Origin of the sequence: Pseudomonas sp. SJZ103 (assembly GCF_007828335.1) — a bacterium.
Taxonomy (GTDB): Bacteria; Pseudomonadota; Gammaproteobacteria; order Pseudomonadales; family Pseudomonadaceae; genus Aquipseudomonas.
The window spans coordinates 51,566-66,171 of record NZ_VIUN01000015.1 but is presented as its reverse complement, the minus strand read 5'-3'; the positions used below and the strand labels follow the sequence as shown (position 1 = coordinate 66,171).

Annotated in this window: 15 protein-coding genes; all 15 read right to left on the bottom strand. The window is 57.4% G+C overall.

All coding sequences use genetic code 11. The features are described 5' to 3' along the window. Positions 1 to 90: 90 nt before the first annotated feature. Positions 91 to 2,841, bottom strand: coding sequence for a conjugative transfer ATPase (locus tag FBY10_RS25705; RefSeq protein ID WP_145338264.1), 2,751 nt, complete (start codon positions 2,839 to 2,841; stop codon positions 91 to 93). Next, the gene (locus FBY10_RS25700; RefSeq protein ID WP_032871020.1) at positions 2,841 to 3,257 is read right to left on the bottom strand and encodes a TIGR03751 family conjugal transfer lipoprotein; all 417 of its coding nucleotides are present in this window, start codon (positions 3,255 to 3,257) and stop codon (positions 2,841 to 2,843) included. Before FBY10_RS25700 ends, FBY10_RS25705 begins: the two co-directional genes overlap by 1 nt. Continuing rightward, positions 3,220 to 4,737 (bottom strand): TIGR03752 family integrating conjugative element protein, encoded by a 1,518-nt coding sequence (locus FBY10_RS25695; RefSeq protein ID WP_145338265.1) that lies wholly within the window; start codon positions 4,735 to 4,737, stop codon positions 3,220 to 3,222. The genes FBY10_RS25700 and FBY10_RS25695 overlap by 38 nt, the downstream gene beginning before the upstream one ends. Beyond that, a complete protein-coding gene (locus FBY10_RS25690) occupies positions 4,727 to 5,539 on the bottom strand; it encodes a TIGR03749 family integrating conjugative element protein (protein WP_145338266.1) in 813 nt (270 codons plus the stop codon). The genes FBY10_RS25695 and FBY10_RS25690 overlap by 11 nt, the downstream gene beginning before the upstream one ends. After that, a complete protein-coding gene (locus FBY10_RS25685; RefSeq protein ID WP_145338267.1) occupies positions 5,536 to 6,177 on the bottom strand; it encodes a PFL_4703 family integrating conjugative element protein in 642 nt (213 codons plus the stop codon). Before FBY10_RS25685 ends, FBY10_RS25690 begins: the two co-directional genes overlap by 4 nt. Beyond that, on the bottom strand, positions 6,174 to 6,587 hold the full coding sequence (locus tag FBY10_RS25680; RefSeq protein ID WP_060766747.1) for a TIGR03750 family conjugal transfer protein: 414 nt from the start codon (positions 6,585 to 6,587) through the stop codon (positions 6,174 to 6,176). The genes FBY10_RS25685 and FBY10_RS25680 overlap by 4 nt, the downstream gene beginning before the upstream one ends. A gap of 7 nt (positions 6,588 to 6,594) precedes the next feature. After that, positions 6,595 to 6,966, bottom strand: a complete 372-nt coding sequence (locus FBY10_RS25675; protein ID WP_115488893.1) for a TIGR03745 family integrating conjugative element membrane protein — start codon at positions 6,964 to 6,966, stop codon at positions 6,595 to 6,597. A gap of 17 nt (positions 6,967 to 6,983) precedes the next feature. Next, positions 6,984 to 7,223 carry a TIGR03758 family integrating conjugative element protein gene (locus FBY10_RS25670; protein WP_145338268.1) on the bottom strand — a complete coding sequence of 80 codons (240 nt, stop codon included), beginning with the start codon at positions 7,221 to 7,223 and terminating at the stop codon, positions 6,984 to 6,986. Then, a complete protein-coding gene (locus FBY10_RS25665) occupies positions 7,220 to 7,555 on the bottom strand; it encodes an RAQPRD family integrative conjugative element protein (protein ID WP_145338269.1) in 336 nt (111 codons plus the stop codon). Before FBY10_RS25665 ends, FBY10_RS25670 begins: the two co-directional genes overlap by 4 nt. 338 nt (positions 7,556 to 7,893) lie before the next feature. Further along, a complete protein-coding gene (locus tag FBY10_RS25660; RefSeq protein ID WP_145338270.1) occupies positions 7,894 to 9,516 on the bottom strand; it encodes a methyl-accepting chemotaxis protein in 1,623 nt (540 codons plus the stop codon). Positions 9,517 to 9,903: 387 nt separating this feature from the next. Continuing rightward, a complete protein-coding gene (locus tag FBY10_RS25655) occupies positions 9,904 to 10,635 on the bottom strand; it encodes a TIGR03747 family integrating conjugative element membrane protein (protein ID WP_145338271.1) in 732 nt (243 codons plus the stop codon). Between the two features lie 85 nt (positions 10,636 to 10,720). Next, the gene (gene traD, locus FBY10_RS25650) at positions 10,721 to 12,826 is read right to left on the bottom strand and encodes a type IV conjugative transfer system coupling protein TraD (RefSeq protein WP_145338272.1); all 2,106 of its coding nucleotides are present in this window, start codon (positions 12,824 to 12,826) and stop codon (positions 10,721 to 10,723) included. A 9-nt stretch (positions 12,827 to 12,835) separates the two neighbouring features. After that, entirely contained in the window at positions 12,836 to 13,351 is a 516-nt protein-coding gene (locus tag FBY10_RS25645; protein ID WP_145338273.1) for an integrating conjugative element protein, read from the bottom strand. Further along, positions 13,348 to 13,896: a lytic transglycosylase domain-containing protein gene (locus FBY10_RS25640; RefSeq protein ID WP_145338274.1), complete on the bottom strand. Its 549-nt coding sequence runs from the start codon at positions 13,894 to 13,896 to the stop codon at positions 13,348 to 13,350. The genes FBY10_RS25645 and FBY10_RS25640 overlap by 4 nt, the downstream gene beginning before the upstream one ends. After that, a complete protein-coding gene (locus tag FBY10_RS25635) occupies positions 13,878 to 14,597 on the bottom strand; it encodes a TIGR03759 family integrating conjugative element protein (RefSeq protein WP_145338275.1) in 720 nt (239 codons plus the stop codon). The genes FBY10_RS25640 and FBY10_RS25635 overlap by 19 nt, the downstream gene beginning before the upstream one ends. Between the last annotated feature and the right edge of the window lie 9 nt (positions 14,598 to 14,606).

The window sequence follows — 14,606 nt, the reverse complement described above, 5'->3', positions numbered from 1 at the left end:
CTATTGATGATTGCAAAGATGTTTTGACGCTGGTTTTGGGGGCTCCATATACCGCTTTCCAACTCTATGCAGATGTAACGCTATTTGATCTTAAGTAGCGATTCCACGGGCCTTGTCAATGCGCTCTGCTACCTGGTAAGCCGCTTCCAACTCCGAGAAGCCGTTTTCCTGCATCAGCGTCCAGCGCTCGGCTTTTTCCTCGGGCTCCGTCATGGCCAGGGCGAGATAGAGGCTGGGCGGTACGGCCCGAAACAGTGTTTCAAGTTTTTTCGACAGCACGACTCCCTCAGTGTACTTCCCCGGCTCCTTACTGGCAGAGAGCAGCAAGGCTTTCTGCGCGGGCGTTAGCTTTTTAAATCGTGCGATTTCCTCAATCTCCGCGGGTGGCATATTCAAACAAATCCACCATTCGATCATGTTGAGCATGGTCTGCGCAGCCGTGGGAAAATCGGCAAGGTTTTGCGTGGCGAGCCAGAACCAAGCGCCGAGCTTGCGCCACATCTTGGTCCCCTTGACCACGAATGGCGCCAGCAGCGGGTTCTTGGTGATGATATGGCCCTCGTCGGTGACCATGATGATCGGTCGGCCTAGGTACTGGTCGCGCTCGGCAAGGTTGTTCACGGTGTTCATCAGGCTGATGTAGCTGATGGACATCTGTGCCTCGTAGCCTTCGCGAGCGTAAGTGGCGAGATCGACAATGGTCACATCGCTCTCGGGCCAAGGCGTGCCCTCGCGATCGAACAGTTCACCCTCGAAACCCTGGCAAAACAGGTCGATGGACTCGCCCATTTCCTGTGCACGCTCGCGACGCTTCTCCGGCAAGTGCGGGTCGGAGGCGACGCGCAGCAAGGCGTGGCGCACGTCGCGGGTCAGCACTTGACGGCCCGCGGTGACGCAGGTTTGCGCCGCATCGAGAATACACTCGCGAATCAAGCTACGATCAGCTCGACTCAGTCGCGCCTCTTCCTTGGCCTCGCCGCCGGTGATCATCAGGCGAGCGGTGATTTCCAACTCGCCGAGAACATCGCGCTGGTCTTCGCGACTGGCTACTGCTTCATCATCCCACTTATCAATGGAAAGACTCGCCACCTGATCTGGTTGTTCGACCAAGCGCCAGGCATCGCCGAATGGGGCGAGACTGACCGGGGCGCCAGGTTTCAATTGGACCTTGTTGATCGACAAGCCCTGTGTGGCGAAGTAGTCGCCCTGCAGGCCGAACGAGTTGCCAGCCTCTACGATAAATAGGCGAGGGCGGTATATAGCCATGATCTGCATCAACAAGGTGACTAGGGTCGCTGACTTGCCGGCGCCGGTGGGGCCGAATAACAGCAGATGGCCGTTCATAGCCCGGTCTAAACGTGACAACGGATCAAAGCTCAAAGGCGAACCACCACGATTAAACAGCGTGATACCCGGGTGGCCGGTGCCAGTGCTGCGGCCCCAGACTGGAACGAGGTTTGCCAGGTGTTGGGCGAACATCAGGCGTGTGTACCAGTTACGTGTGTCGCAGGCTGGGTTGTAAGCCATCGGTAACCAACGCAGGTAGCTGTTGCAGGCGGCGACTTCATCGCCCTCACGCACCGGTTGTAGCCCTGCACCCAGCAGCGCGTTCGTCAGGCCGACTGAGCGTTGGTGCAACTGCTGTTCATCGTGACCGCGCACATAAAATGCCAGGGTGCCGCGGTACAGCTTGTGCTGTCGGCCAATGATCGCACGAGCCTCTTCAACATCCTGACGGGCCTGAGTCGAAGCCAAGTTTTCACCAATGGCTTTGCGTGCCAAGCGGTTTAACTGATCCTCGAGTACATCCTGTGGTTTGACCACCAGGGTCAGGCTCATCACTGTGCCTTCGGGTAATTGATCGAACAGCGCATTCACCGCGTCTCCCTTGCGGATTTCGCCAGTGAGTTGACCAATCAATGGCGCCCGGCGCAGTTTATCTACCACCATGACCCGGTGGGGCTGATCATCAAAAAGCCAGAGTCCATGCTGCACGTCCGAACGCGGTTCGTTGAAGAACAACCGTTCGGCAAAGTCGTGATCGAAGGGCAGTTCCAGCGACTCGCCTTCGCCGGACTCTGGATAGGCCACGCGGCTGTAGAAATCTTCGGGCGATTCATCTGTGAGCTTGGGGGCTGGATTGAACCAGGGCAATAACCAAGCATACAAACCTCGGCCATCGACTCGCGTCGATTGCACCCCGCACGCCTGCAACGAAACAGCGATACGTTCGCAAGTTTGTTGCAGCGATTGCACTGGGTTGAGTCCCGCCTCCTCACCGTCAGACTCAAGCCAGCGATAGATCACCAATCGCACCCGACGGTTATTTCCTCGCCAGGGCAGGCGCGTGACTGCCTTATCCTCGAACAGGCCGCCGGGCTTGGAGATGGCTTTCAGATGTCGGCGAATAAGTTCCAGGTACGCTTCGGTGAAAACCGTGCCTCGGGCGCTGTCATGAATATAGTCGGTGAGCCGGGTCAGGTAGGGGGTGAAGTCGTTGTCGTCCTGGCAGAAAAACTGCGCCACCCAAGGCGCTTGATCCAGCTCATCAAAGCTATCCTGCAGGGCATCTTCGAGGGCATCGCGGGCTGCCATTAGCCAATCGGGTTCGCGCCCTTCGGTGCCTATGGGCAGTAGCTCGAAAACCGCACCCACAGAGCGATTGTCATCTAGTAGAAAACACTGCTCGGTGTCGAGGTATTCGACCCACGGTAGGTGGTCGGTGAAGCTGGGATTGTGCGCATAGAGCGCAGCTTCATCGGCCAGTGTGGCGCGGGGGCGCAATGGGGTGCGCCAGGCTTTCCAGGCATAAGTGCGGTTCCCCGCATCGTTGCTACACATTACAGATCTTCCTGACGTTCACCCGGCAGTGCGTACTGCACCCGTTGGTAGAATGGAAAGACGGTGGAGTACCCCGGTACTGGTGCCTGCTCGGTACCACTCAGATGCGGATACACGTACATCACCAAATCAGGATTGGGCAGGCGAGGGAACAGGTTGCGAATTTCATTCGCTGCTGTACGCGTATACGGTTCCTGGAGCGCAGCGGAGAGATCTGTTTGAGCCAACGGGCGACGCAACTGTTGCCGAGCATCCAACAGTTGCTGCTGAGTACCCTGTGAGCCGGCGCCGTTCCAGATGTCCAGCATGGTTTGCTCGCCATGCGGCAAAAGTGTGTCCTTGTCGGTGGAACACCCCGTCAGGACCCAGCAGAGCAAGCTAATCCAGATCAGATAGAGACGTAGGATCTTTTTCATGGCGAACGCTCCGGCCCTTAGGCTCGTAGTCGATGGTGATCTCATGGTCGAGGTGAAGGGCGACTTCTGCTGCCGGTGGTACGTACACGGCAGCAAAGGCTTCGCCATACAGTCTGTTGACCCACTCTCGAATGTCGCTGGCCCCACCACTGAGAATTGAGGTCAGTGCGCTATTACCACTGTTGTTAGTGACCCCGAAGGCACTGCCGCCCGAGCTGATCACGCTGCTGTTGTTTTGCTCATTCCCGAGCAGGGCGGCGACGCCAGCGCCGGCAGCAGTGATCAGGCTCTGACTACCGAGGTACTGTTGGGCGTTCGAGCGGCGGTCGCCGGCGATGCAGGGAATACCATACGGATCGGACAGGTAACCAAGTCCACCGCGGATCTTGTCGGTGTTTGAGCTCTGGGTGGTGGAGGCATTGCGGCTGGATACCGCTTTCGGCTGAGGCACCGTGCGGATGGTGCCATCGGTAAACACAAAAGTGATCGACTCGACCTGTCCGCGTACGCAGGACAGCGTCCAATCACCGGATGCCGTGCCGCTCATTACGGCACCTGCGATCTCTGGCAGGTCGATGCCGTTGGCCGTCAGGTTCTCCGGACCGACCAGCACCTTGAATGGATAGGGATCGTTCACGGTGCCATCCACCGGGAGTCGGCCAATCAGCGCGGTCATGGCGACCGAGCCCATCAATGTCGCATTTTCGGGAATGGTATAGACGGGCTTCGCACCTTCGGTACGATCACCGGATCGCGTCAGGTCACGCTCACCCTTGGTGACCTCGCGTAACTGCTTCTGGCTGCGGTCGATGGCATTGTCCTTCAAACCCTCCAGCGAGTTGAAGGCAGTAGGCAGGCTCGATGTGGAGGAGGTCTTGGTTTCGCCTCGGGCTTCGGTGGGGGGAGCATCCGAGGGCTCAATCCACTGCAGCGCATCATTGGCAGAATGCTGTCCTTCGAACTGAGCGCTGTCGCCCGGCTCAAGCCCCAATCCGACCGGCATGTCCTTGCCTTTGCCGGCCAGCCCCGACAACTGCTCTTGTAATTGCGTCAGCAGACCGCGAGCCTGACGACTGTCTTGTTCCGCTTTGAGGCGTGCTTCATTGGCTTGTCGGCGGCCTTCGTCTACCTGCTGGGTCACACTGCCAAGTGCCGTCTGAATACGCGAGTCGACGCTGTTTTCCCGCTCACGTAGACGGTTGTTTTCCGTTTGCAGTGAATCATTGTGTTTCTTCAAACCGAGCATGTCGCTGCGCATGGCCTTCACTTGGCCTACCAAGGTGGCGACCGTGTCGCGTGGGGTATCGCCCGCAATACCGAGCGACTTGGCTTGCTCGGCAGATAATTGAATATCGCCCTGATCAACTGGGTGCTCTGGAGAAGGCGTGCTGCCTCCCGCGACCCAGCTTTTCATGATGATCAGTACCACGCCCAGCAGCGCAGCCGGTACCAGCCATTTGAGCAAGGCGTTAGCCTTCATCGTCAGCACCTCGCGCAACGGGCGGAAGCATCAGGGCGTGTTCGAGGCCGGCACCGCGAGTGATGAGGTAGGCAATCGTGGTGTCTTCCGCACTGCCGACCGGCCCGAGGAAAGCATGCTGGAAGGTCCCGGAGAACAGTTTTGCCTGAAGCTGACGCGGATCTAGTTGCACCGTCGCTGTACCTCGATTGCGCAACTTCACGGCCGTCACCCAATAGTCACCGAGCCGCCAGGCGGCGATGGGTGTGCTGGAAATGTTTTCGCTCGGTAGCAGGGTCGGCAGTTCGGTGCGCAGCTTGAGCGGCACGCGCCGTACGCCGGGCAGGGATTCGACGGTGCGCAGCGGGCCGTACAGGCTTTGCGCGGCGTAGCGCGTCAAAGCGGCCGGGATCGGCGTACGTTCTGGAACAGGGACGGTGCTCGATTCAGACTCGATAGCTTGCATCGGAGCATTCTTGAGAATACGCACGGGCTCCAGGGGTTGATCGCCAGGCGTGGCCGCGATATCCAAGAGGATGATCTCGCCCGTCTTGACCGATTGCAGTTGCAGTCGTGTCGGTGCAATGGCTTCCGACGCGCGCAGGTACAGTGTGCCTCCGGTTGATTGCACACGCAGTTTATCCTTCAGGGTGGAAGGCACGCCGACACGAACAGCTTCGTCGACAAAGACCACTCGTTCCTGATTGATCACCAGTGGGACCGCGAGCGGTAGGCGCTCCCAGTGCATCAGTTCGACGGCCTGCGCTGCAGCGCCCGATAGCATTAGTGTGAGGGTGAGTCCCAGGGTAGAAATCTGCTTCATGGCTCACCTCCAGGCAGGAAGATTTTTTGCGGCGTACCCTGATAGCAATCCAGTGCAAGGCCCCACTTATTGCGTTCGGGGTCCAGATCGAAACGCACCACCCGTAACGGATAGCGCACGACCACCCGTTTCACCGGTTCGGCGGCGTAATACTCATCAGCGTTGAGGTCGAGTGTGACCAACCAACTGTCGCGATCGAGTTGCTTGACCCGCAGTTCCGGATCTTCACTGTAGCCTCGGCCTAGAATTTCGTAGACGCCACGCACCCGTTGACGCAGTTCGCCGGCGGCCTTGCGATACTCGTAGTCGCCGTCGAGGAAGGCCTTGCAGGCAGGTGTCAGGTAGGACTGCAAGCCATAGATGGCGCGGCGATAATCCTGCTCGCCATCCGAGGGCCAGCGGTTGAGTTGGCCAAAGATGTACAGGGCAAAGGCATACACATTCTCTGGGGGAACATCCCACCACTTGCGCGTGCTGCCCGAGCGCAGATCAGGGGGTACATGCACGGTCAGATCGGTCGGTGCTGAGCGCCAGCCATACCATAGTCCGGCGCTGAGCAGGGCGAGCATCACTATCGCCAGACGCAGGCTGCAGATATGAGCCTGTTGGGCATCGACCTTGTTTCGAAATCGACTCATGGCTGCCACCGGGACAGGGCAGGGCGCAGTCGACGCGAACGGCGAACTGTCCAGGCACCGGAGTGGAGAATCAAACTTCCACGCCCCAGGCGCCAACGGCTGGCGAGTATCCATTCGAGCTTGCGGTACAACCAGGTCTCCGGACGAGCCCGTTTGGCCCGACGCAGTAGTGTGCCCCCGATCAATAAAACCACTGTCATGCCTGCGATCATGCTGGTCGGTGCCACGGCAATCGAGGCGGTGACGATCGCCAGAGGAATGCCCACCAGTAAGCCAATGACGGCGCCGGTGCCTAGGGCTACCCACATTTCATCATTGGTTAAACCGCGCAATACAGCTGGATCACGATTGAGTCGCTCTGGCAGAAAGACCAAAGTGCCGTCGGCAAGACGTTCGATAGTGTCGTTCATGCCAACCTCACAGAATCGCGGCAGCCTTGGTGAGAAACCAGATGATGATCACCACCAACAGGGCGCCGATACCGACTACCGCGCCGAGGTCTTTCCAGGTCTTGCGCTGGTTTTGGACATCGGCGAATACAGTCAGGGAATGCCAAGCCACGCCGAGAAACGCGAGCAGGGCAATCAGCAGGCCTAGTAGAATGCCGGCGTCGTAGGCGTAGTTTTTGATCGTCTCGATCAATCCGGAACCTTCGCCTCGGGAAGGCGCCTCCATGGTCGGTAGCTCGGCAAAAGCTAGGCCTGGACCAAGGACTAGCAGCAGACCTATTAAGCGTTGGCTTGCACGATCACGCAGGTTGTTTTTAAGGGGGACAAGGCACTTGAGCATGATGGCGATCTCCGATGTTAGGACAGGGTGAAGAACATCAAAATCAGCAAGGTAAGCAGTACGCGCGCAGCGCTTCCGCCGAAGGCTCCAAAACGCACATTGCCGGTGGCCCAACCTCGGTAAGCGGTCCACATCACCCAGGCACACCACAGCAAAGCCAGGACGAGAACCAAGGACAGCCACAGTGTCAAGCTGCTCTGTGCCGAGAAGCCGGAAGCGTTTTGAAAGGCGGCGGTCTGGGCGTCAGTCATGCTCATGGCGAGGACTCTGCGTATGGTGTGTCGAGACGGTATTCTCCGACCAGCTCAGTGGCGTCGCGGGGTTGAGCGCGGGAGGGGGAGAGATAGTCCTGCACACCCTGGCGGATGCGCTGGATGTCTTCTGTTAGGCGGGGATAGTCAAAGCGGTAACGCTCCACTGATCCAGTCGAACTAGCTATCTGGGCTCGTATTGCAAGATGTTCGATCGCATCAAATTGCTGCAAAATCAGACTCAACTGATCCTGTTCATGAGCAGATGCGGCATAGCTGCCACTATTGAACGTGGTCAGTAGGAGCAGACAGCAGATTCGGCAAAATACAGTTGGCATGTGGGTAGCCCATTTGGTAATTGGGGCTAGCATCCAACTGACGGCTAGGGCTCAGCAGTAAAAAACACGAAACACGCTGCGTCATTTTATTTCGTTACAGGCGCCGATCATGTAGCGAGCTTGGTCATAGCGTTTAAGCTCGTCTCCATGCTTAAGTGCTTCCAGCTACTTGGCGGTGGCGCTACGCGCAGTCCGCGAAAGTAAGACTGCGCGTAGTACGTTTCAACATCCGTGTGGGCGGCCGCAGATGGGTTCTGGTCACGGCAATGCATGGTTGTAAAGGAGGAGGACAGGCCATAGTCGGGCCAGATCACGGTGCATGATCGGCCCTCTCACCACTACAGCTGAAACTTGCTCACTTCCTGCTGAAGGCTGGTAGCGAGCTTCTTCAAGCCACCGCTGGTCTTGAGCAGTTCTTGCACTGATACGTTGTTCATTTCCGCCATTTGCGCGGTGCGCTCAACATTGCGGGCAACGTCCTGGCTGGCCGCAGTTTGCTCACGCAGCGCGAAGGAAATCTGATCGACGACCTGCAGCACTTTTCCCGAGCTGTCACGGATCTCGACGATAGCGGCGCCGGCGGTACTTGCCGTTTCCACGCCCTGATTCACTTCCAGTACACCACCGCGCATGCTTTCGACGGTATCGCGCACGCCAGCCTGGATTTTCTCGATCATGACCGCGATCTCTTGCGTCGACTTACCCGTATTCTGTGCAAGCAGGCGCACCTCATCGGCCACCACGGCAAATCCGCGACCTTGCTCGCCCGCCCTAGCCGCCTCGATGGCGGCGTTAAGCGCCAGCAGGTTGGTTTGGTCGGCAATGCCTTGAATCACGCTGATGATTGAGGAAATCTGCTCGGAATGCTGGCCCAACCCCGCCACCTGGGTGGAGGAGTGCTGCACGGTCCTGGCAATGCCGTTCATGCTGGACAGTGTATTCTCGATGACTCGCGCACCGTTTTGGGATTGCTGGCCCGAACGGCTAGCAAGTTGGTGGGCCTCATCGGCGTTTTCGGACACGTGATGGATGCTGACGGTCAATTCTTCAATGGTGGCAGCCATCATCGACGCCGACGTCGACTGTTCCTGAATCGCGCTAGAGAGTTGCTCTGACGCTCCTGAAATTTGTTGCACGGAAACCATCAGTTCATTCGCGGCCTGGCTGATCTGTTGAATCATTTCCCGTAGGCGTTTCTGCATGCGGTCGAAGGCTTTGGGCAGCTCGTCATGGCTGCTGGTGTCGATCACTGTATCCAGTTTTCCGTTGGCAATCGCGGTAGCAGCATCAATCGCCAATTGCAACCGCCGGGTGGTACTGCGCCCCAGCGTAGCCGCTAGAATCAACGATAGGATTGCCGTCGAAGCCCCGCCCAGTATCAGAATCGTGAGGGCGAGACGTTTGGCATCGAGCATTTCCTGGCTTCTCGTCGCCAGCAATGTGTTCTCGGCGGCGGTGATTTCGGCCAGCGTCTCGCGCATGCCGTCCATCTTGGCTTTATCTGCACCGGAGGTGATGCGAGTGTCTAGCTCGTCGTCAGGCATATTGCGCGCCGTCAGGCTTCTGCGCAGAGCTATAATTGGATCGATGTTTTCAGCGAGCCAACGCTTTTGTGTGTCGCCCAAAGAAGCCAACCGCTGCTGCTGTGCCGGATTATCCGCCGTCAAACGTTTGAGCAGGTCCAATTGCTCTGAAAAGCGCTTTCCGCCCTCCACTAACGGCTCTAAAAAGGTATCTTTTGAAGTTATGACGAAACCCCGCATACCGGTTTCGATATTGATCAATTGTTCGAGCGCCGATTGGGCAGCGCTGATGACTTGATAGGTATGAAGGTTACTATTTGTAGCATCCTCCACTGCTTCGAAGCCTTTATAAGCACTCGCCACCAGCATACCGATCAGTATAACTACTGTTGTGAAGCTTAAATAAAGTTTTTGCGAGATGCTCAGTTTTTCGAACATTTTGTTCTTTCCTGAAACGCCTATCCGTGGCTCGTATGAGGGATTTTGTTCTGGACGTGAGAAAAGGGTGTGCGAACATTAGATATCGACCATCATAGTTTTAACTTTAGACATGACCTGGAAATATCTCGATGAATCGCCTCAAGCTTTTTGGACAGGCAGACGTTCGTTCAGATCCAGATCAACGTCTTTAGGAGACACCAGTGGTGTAGCTCGACGCAGAATGGGCTTTGACCGGCGTTAACGTAAACCAGGTCGGCCTAATCAATTGTTATCAACAATGAATGCCGCCATTTCCTTCCAGTGATTGGTTGCAGCAGCCATGAGTATTGTCGCCGTAATGCCTAGATTGACCGGAATGGTTTAACACTCCAACAGTGAGCTCTATCAAAGATATTTTTTGAACGTTGCCGCGGTGATAGCAGTTGCTATTCCGAGCATCACCACGCAAGGCAAAAAAATCACCATGGGGTTGAGCGAAAACGGTAGGGATAGGTAAATAACCCAGGGCACGATCAGCATTGGTAACACTGCTCGCTTAGCGCGGTGGTAGACAAAGCTGCTTTCTAGTCCCGAGCCAAATTTGCGCAGGTCACGACGCATTAACCCATCAACAAGGCCAGTGATCATGCCTAGCAAGAACAGTGGCATGGCTAAGACCAGAATGGTCAGGCGCACCACAAAAGTGAAGGTGATGTAGACCGAAGCCAGCACGAAATCCTCAATAGTCACGTAGAGCTTATTGGTCCATCCCCAGAACCCGTTGCCCTGGCTCGATACCCTGGCTTGCCGGGCAAAGTCCGCAAATCCAGTCTTGACCAACAGCCACTGATTGAGGAAGTCCAGTACCTGAAGGATCATCTGCCCAGGTTGTTTGAGAATGAGTGACGATTTGAAATGGTCGCTAAGCCAGCCCAGTTCATTGACCAGCATGACTTGGCTATGTCTCCAGCCTTGTTCCCCCCAAAATAAGAGCAGACCTGCCCACTCGATCAAGATCGAGAACAGTAATGAGGCAATCAACAAACCGATGATGCGCAGGACCAAGCCGATCGCCGAAATAATCAACCCAGGACGCTGGCTCGATTGTGGCGGCGTGTTCTGGACGGAAGTCGCCATTGATAACTCCATTGCGTGTTGCCGCGTTGATGTGGGCACGACTCTATCTGAACCATCTGCTGTTAAATCGAACAACTAGGTTGGGCTATCCGACCTGATCCAGATTGAAGTTTGTAGTTGGTCCACCGCCACCCGCACTCCACCATTGACCCGCCTGCTCGTTGTAAGCCGCTCGCATCATCTGGGTGAGCTCCTGCAAGTCCTTGGGCATGGCATCGTCGTTAGAGTGTTTTGGCAACGGCATGCGGACTTTCCAAAGCTGACCACCAGCCTGGAAGGAGAACATTTGCCCCTTGGGCAAACTGACGATGTGAGCCGGCTCGATCAGCGGCACACTGGTGCTGCTAACACGGTCCTGTGAGGATGAGGTGAAATCCGTGTTGGCCTCGGGATCGGAGGTGTCGGTGGCACCCGACACCAGCGTCCTGGTCAGCACGTTTACCTTGGGCAACTGTTGGGTGAGTAGTTCAGCGGTTGCTGTTTCGCGTACCCGCAGCATCTGCAGGGTGTTGAAGTTACCAATCACCTGGCCCGCCTTGGCGCGGTTGCCGATACGTGCTTCGATATCGCTGAGGGTTTGGGTGTAGGCCGTCACCTGGATACCTGCACCGCCGCCCTTGTTTATCAGTGGGATAAACTCATCGCCCATCAACTCGTTAAACTCATCAGCATGCAGGTTGATTGGCAGTTTTCCACCAGCGTTGCCAGATCTAGGCAGCCCATGGTCAATGCCATGTTTGTAGATATGTCCCGCGACCGAGACCAAGTCGGCGAACATTGAATTGCCCACGGCGGCGGCCACTTCGGCATCAGTCAGCGCATCCAGGCCAACGTAGACGATGCCGCGTTTTCGGATGATCTGCATCCAGTCGAAGATCGGCCGCGGGTCATCCAGGTCGGTGTAGTTGGGAGCCAGTAACTGAGCGGTCTTGCCGGTGGTGAGTTTCTCCAGCAGCGGCAGTAGCGAGGCCACGATTTTGTCGAAGTAAGTGCGGTCGTAGCGCACCGCTGAACGCAGTCCGTCCATTACCGGATCAAATACACGCTTCACCGCCAGGTATTGCTCGATGGCCACAACCCGCTTTTCGCGTCCTATCATATGCCGCGGAATGTTCTTCTCGGTGAGCTTGCCTTCGAGCTGGACGATCACTTCCCACGCCTTCGGGTCGGTCTTGGCGAAAAACTGCTGGGCGTATTCGATGAACAGCGCATCGATGTTGACCACATGCCGTTGGATCTGCAGGTAGTCCGGACGCCGGCCCAGTTCGATCAAAGCCCGGGCAATAATGTTGACGAAACGCCATGCGAACTCACGGAAGGCTGCGGAGTTACCTTCACCACTGAGCTGCCCAGCAATGCGAGATGCCACCTCAGAAATACGTCCGAAACGTCCCACCGCGTTGTAGCGGGCGGAGATTTCTGGCCAGCCCAGATGGAAGACATAAAACTCTTTCTCCCGACCGGCGCGTTTGGCTTCGACGTACATTCGCTTGAGCAAGTCGGCGTCGCCCTTCGGGTCGAAGACAATTACTACCTCATGTTCAATGCGGTGAATGTCCTGGGTGATGTACACCTCGGCGAGTCGCGTCTTACCGACGCGGGTCGTGCCCAGCACCAGCGTGTGACCGACCCGTTCGCCCAGTGGCAGACTGACTTCCGTTTCATCGGGCTCGACCCCATGCAGCAAGGGCGAGCCTCCTACCGGTGCTAAAGGGCGCAACGGATTGAAGGCGCTGTCCCAGGCGGTGACACGGGACAATATCGAGAGCGGAAACGGTGCATGCTCAAGGGACCGTTCGAGACCACGGGCTAGGCGATAACGGGCCGGTTGGTCGACATAATGGGCGACCGCTGGATCCTGAGCCTCGACCAAGCGCTGGGTATGCAGGCGGCTCCAGCGAAACCCTCGCCCCATGAACAGACGCTTACAACTGACCGGAATCTGCCGACTGGTCAGCTCGTAGCGGGATAGCCGACGGATATTACTCCGATAGCGCAACACCTCCCAGGCTTGTCGCAGGCGGATCAGGCCGAATAGGGTATAGGCCAGCGCTGCAACCAGCCCGATCTCGGGTGACAGGGCCACAGCCCAGGGCGAGTACACGCACAACACCGCGGCGGCGATGCAGATCGCTACGTTGTACAACTCCACCGCCGGCCGGAGCTTTGACTCCATCGCATGCTCTGCCATGACCTGGACTCACTGTTCCAGTGAGGTGTCGGTGATCAAGACGGGGTAGTGCTCGATCTGCAAGCGGGTGGCGATGTCGTTACCGTTGACCGGCAGGATGCTGATGCCCGGGGCGGCGGCTCGAATCCGGGCCAAAGCTTCGGTATCGGTTACTTCAACCGCTAGACCGGCTGCGCCCATTTCCTGCAGTTCAGGCGCGCGTTGACGCAACCAAGCCAGTGAGTGGGTATCCTCACCCACCAGGAAAAATGGCCGTAAGCCCGGCATGTTTAGGGCGCGAGACTTGATTTGGCCGGGACTCAAGTGAGAGCTGCGAACGGGTAATATCCAGGTTTCATCGGCAAACCTGGACAAGTCCGCATGCATGGCGCGACCAGGCTGGAGATTGTTGTTTATGGGCGCCATGGCAACTTGAAGATGGGGACGGGTGAAGCCGCCAAACTGGTCCTCTGCAACGGATTCTTTCGACTGGGCGAAAGCAGCCAAGAGAAGGGAGAAGTAATAGGCAGTAGGAATTCGTTTCATGGTGGTGTGCCTTGTTCAGCGGACGCCTGTAGTCGTGCGAGTTGCCGGGAGAATCCATCGCGGTAACGCGCGGCGGGTAAACCTCCCGCAGGGCGGTGATAACGCCCTGCGGCTGAAACCCAATCGCCGGTGACGGCGTGATGCTCTTGCAGCAGGGCGGCAGTCACAGCCAGATTGCGGTAGGGTTCGAGAGTTTCGCAGGGACCGGAAAAACGTTGTCCGTGATAACCCAGGTTGGTTTGCCCAAGTCCGGCGTCGACCCGTTTAGCGTCATATTGTGTGAGCGCCTGGAGCAAGGCGTGACATGCGGCCTGGCGAGTGGCGAAACGGTAGGGTGTTCCGGCGATATTCAGGGTCCAAGGCCACGGCAGCAGTCGATCACGGACGCGAATACCGCTCTCCTGTAAGGCAATCGCGAACAACACCGTAGAAGGAATGTTGGCGTCATGCGCCGCCAGTTGATAAGCCGGAGGGGGAAGTTCGTTAGCCCGAACCGCGTGCACCGTCAGCAGGAGGGCAATAGCAATCAATCGAGACGTTGCCATTGTCCATTCACCTGTTGAAATGTGACGGGTAATGGTCTTGGGGCGCCCAGGCTGAACCAGCGACCACGGTCATGGTTCAGGGTGATCTGTCGGCGTTGAACCTTGACTGGATCGATGTCCGCTTGCCGAGCCCAGCTGCGGACGCGTTCATCCTCGCCTTGGCTGCCCACCAGGTAGATATCGAACGCCGTATCACTGCTTTGCAGACGCTGTGCTTCGGCGGTGCACGCAGAGCAGTGGTCTTCGACAAACAGAGCTCGGCGCGGCTCTACCGGTGAGCTAGCAGAGGGCGGGGATGCCATACCCTGAACCGGCAACCGCCCCGGAAACAGCTTGGCCCAGGCCGCTGTGTAAGCGTTTTGGTAGGCCAATTCACGCTCGGCGCGCTTGGCTTCCAGTGCTACCTGTAATTCGGCATATCGCTGGCGCTCTTGGTCGGTCTGGGCCTCAACCCCTAGGGCGGTCAAGGGGTCGAGGTTCGGGCTCCAGAAACCGCGTGGGCCGGCTTGGATCTGTTCGAAACGTGTCCATTCCTGCTCGGTCACGCCCCAACTCGCCGCCTGTTCAGAGTCAGAGCGCCCCAAGGGCGCGACCTGCGTGTCCTGGTTCCTTGACGGTGTCGTGACGGGGTTGCCCATCGCAGCGCCTATGGCCAGTAGCGAAGCGAGACAGACGATGGGGAGTAGTGGGGCTCTGTTCATGATCGCTTC

Excerpts from the sequence above, each read along its gene's own strand:
- FBY10_RS25665 (WP_145338269.1), bottom strand. The coding sequence starts at position 7,555 with ATGCCAACTGTATTTTGCCGAATCTGCTGTCTGCTCCTACTGACCACG.
- FBY10_RS25655 (WP_145338271.1), bottom strand. The coding sequence starts at position 10,635 with ATGGCGACTTCCGTCCAGAACACGCCGCCACAATCGAGCCAGCGTCCT.
- FBY10_RS25645 (WP_145338273.1), bottom strand. The coding sequence starts at position 13,351 with ATGAAACGAATTCCTACTGCCTATTACTTCTCCCTTCTCTTGGCTGCT.
- FBY10_RS25690 (WP_145338266.1), bottom strand. The coding sequence starts at position 5,539 with ATGAAGCAGATTTCTACCCTGGGACTCACCCTCACACTAATGCTATCG.
- FBY10_RS25705 (WP_145338264.1), bottom strand. The coding sequence starts at position 2,841 with ATGTGTAGCAACGATGCGGGGAACCGCACTTATGCCTGGAAAGCCTGG.
- FBY10_RS25670 (WP_145338268.1), bottom strand. The coding sequence starts at position 7,223 with ATGAGCATGACTGACGCCCAGACCGCCGCCTTTCAAAACGCTTCCGGC.
- FBY10_RS25680 (WP_060766747.1), bottom strand. The coding sequence starts at position 6,587 with ATGAACGACACTATCGAACGTCTTGCCGACGGCACTTTGGTCTTTCTG.
- FBY10_RS25640 (WP_145338274.1), bottom strand. The coding sequence starts at position 13,896 with ATGGCAACGTCTCGATTGATTGCTATTGCCCTCCTGCTGACGGTGCAC.
- FBY10_RS25695 (WP_145338265.1), bottom strand. The coding sequence starts at position 4,737 with ATGAAGGCTAACGCCTTGCTCAAATGGCTGGTACCGGCTGCGCTGCTG.
- FBY10_RS25675 (WP_115488893.1), bottom strand. The coding sequence starts at position 6,966 with ATGCTCAAGTGCCTTGTCCCCCTTAAAAACAACCTGCGTGATCGTGCA.
- FBY10_RS25635 (WP_145338275.1), bottom strand. The coding sequence starts at position 14,597 with ATGAACAGAGCCCCACTACTCCCCATCGTCTGTCTCGCTTCGCTACTG.
- FBY10_RS25700 (WP_032871020.1), bottom strand. The coding sequence starts at position 3,257 with ATGAAAAAGATCCTACGTCTCTATCTGATCTGGATTAGCTTGCTCTGC.
- traD (WP_145338272.1), bottom strand. The coding sequence starts at position 12,826 with ATGGCAGAGCATGCGATGGAGTCAAAGCTCCGGCCGGCGGTGGAGTTG.
- FBY10_RS25660 (WP_145338270.1), bottom strand. The coding sequence starts at position 9,516 with ATGTTCGAAAAACTGAGCATCTCGCAAAAACTTTATTTAAGCTTCACA.
- FBY10_RS25685 (WP_145338267.1), bottom strand. The coding sequence starts at position 6,177 with ATGAGTCGATTTCGAAACAAGGTCGATGCCCAACAGGCTCATATCTGC.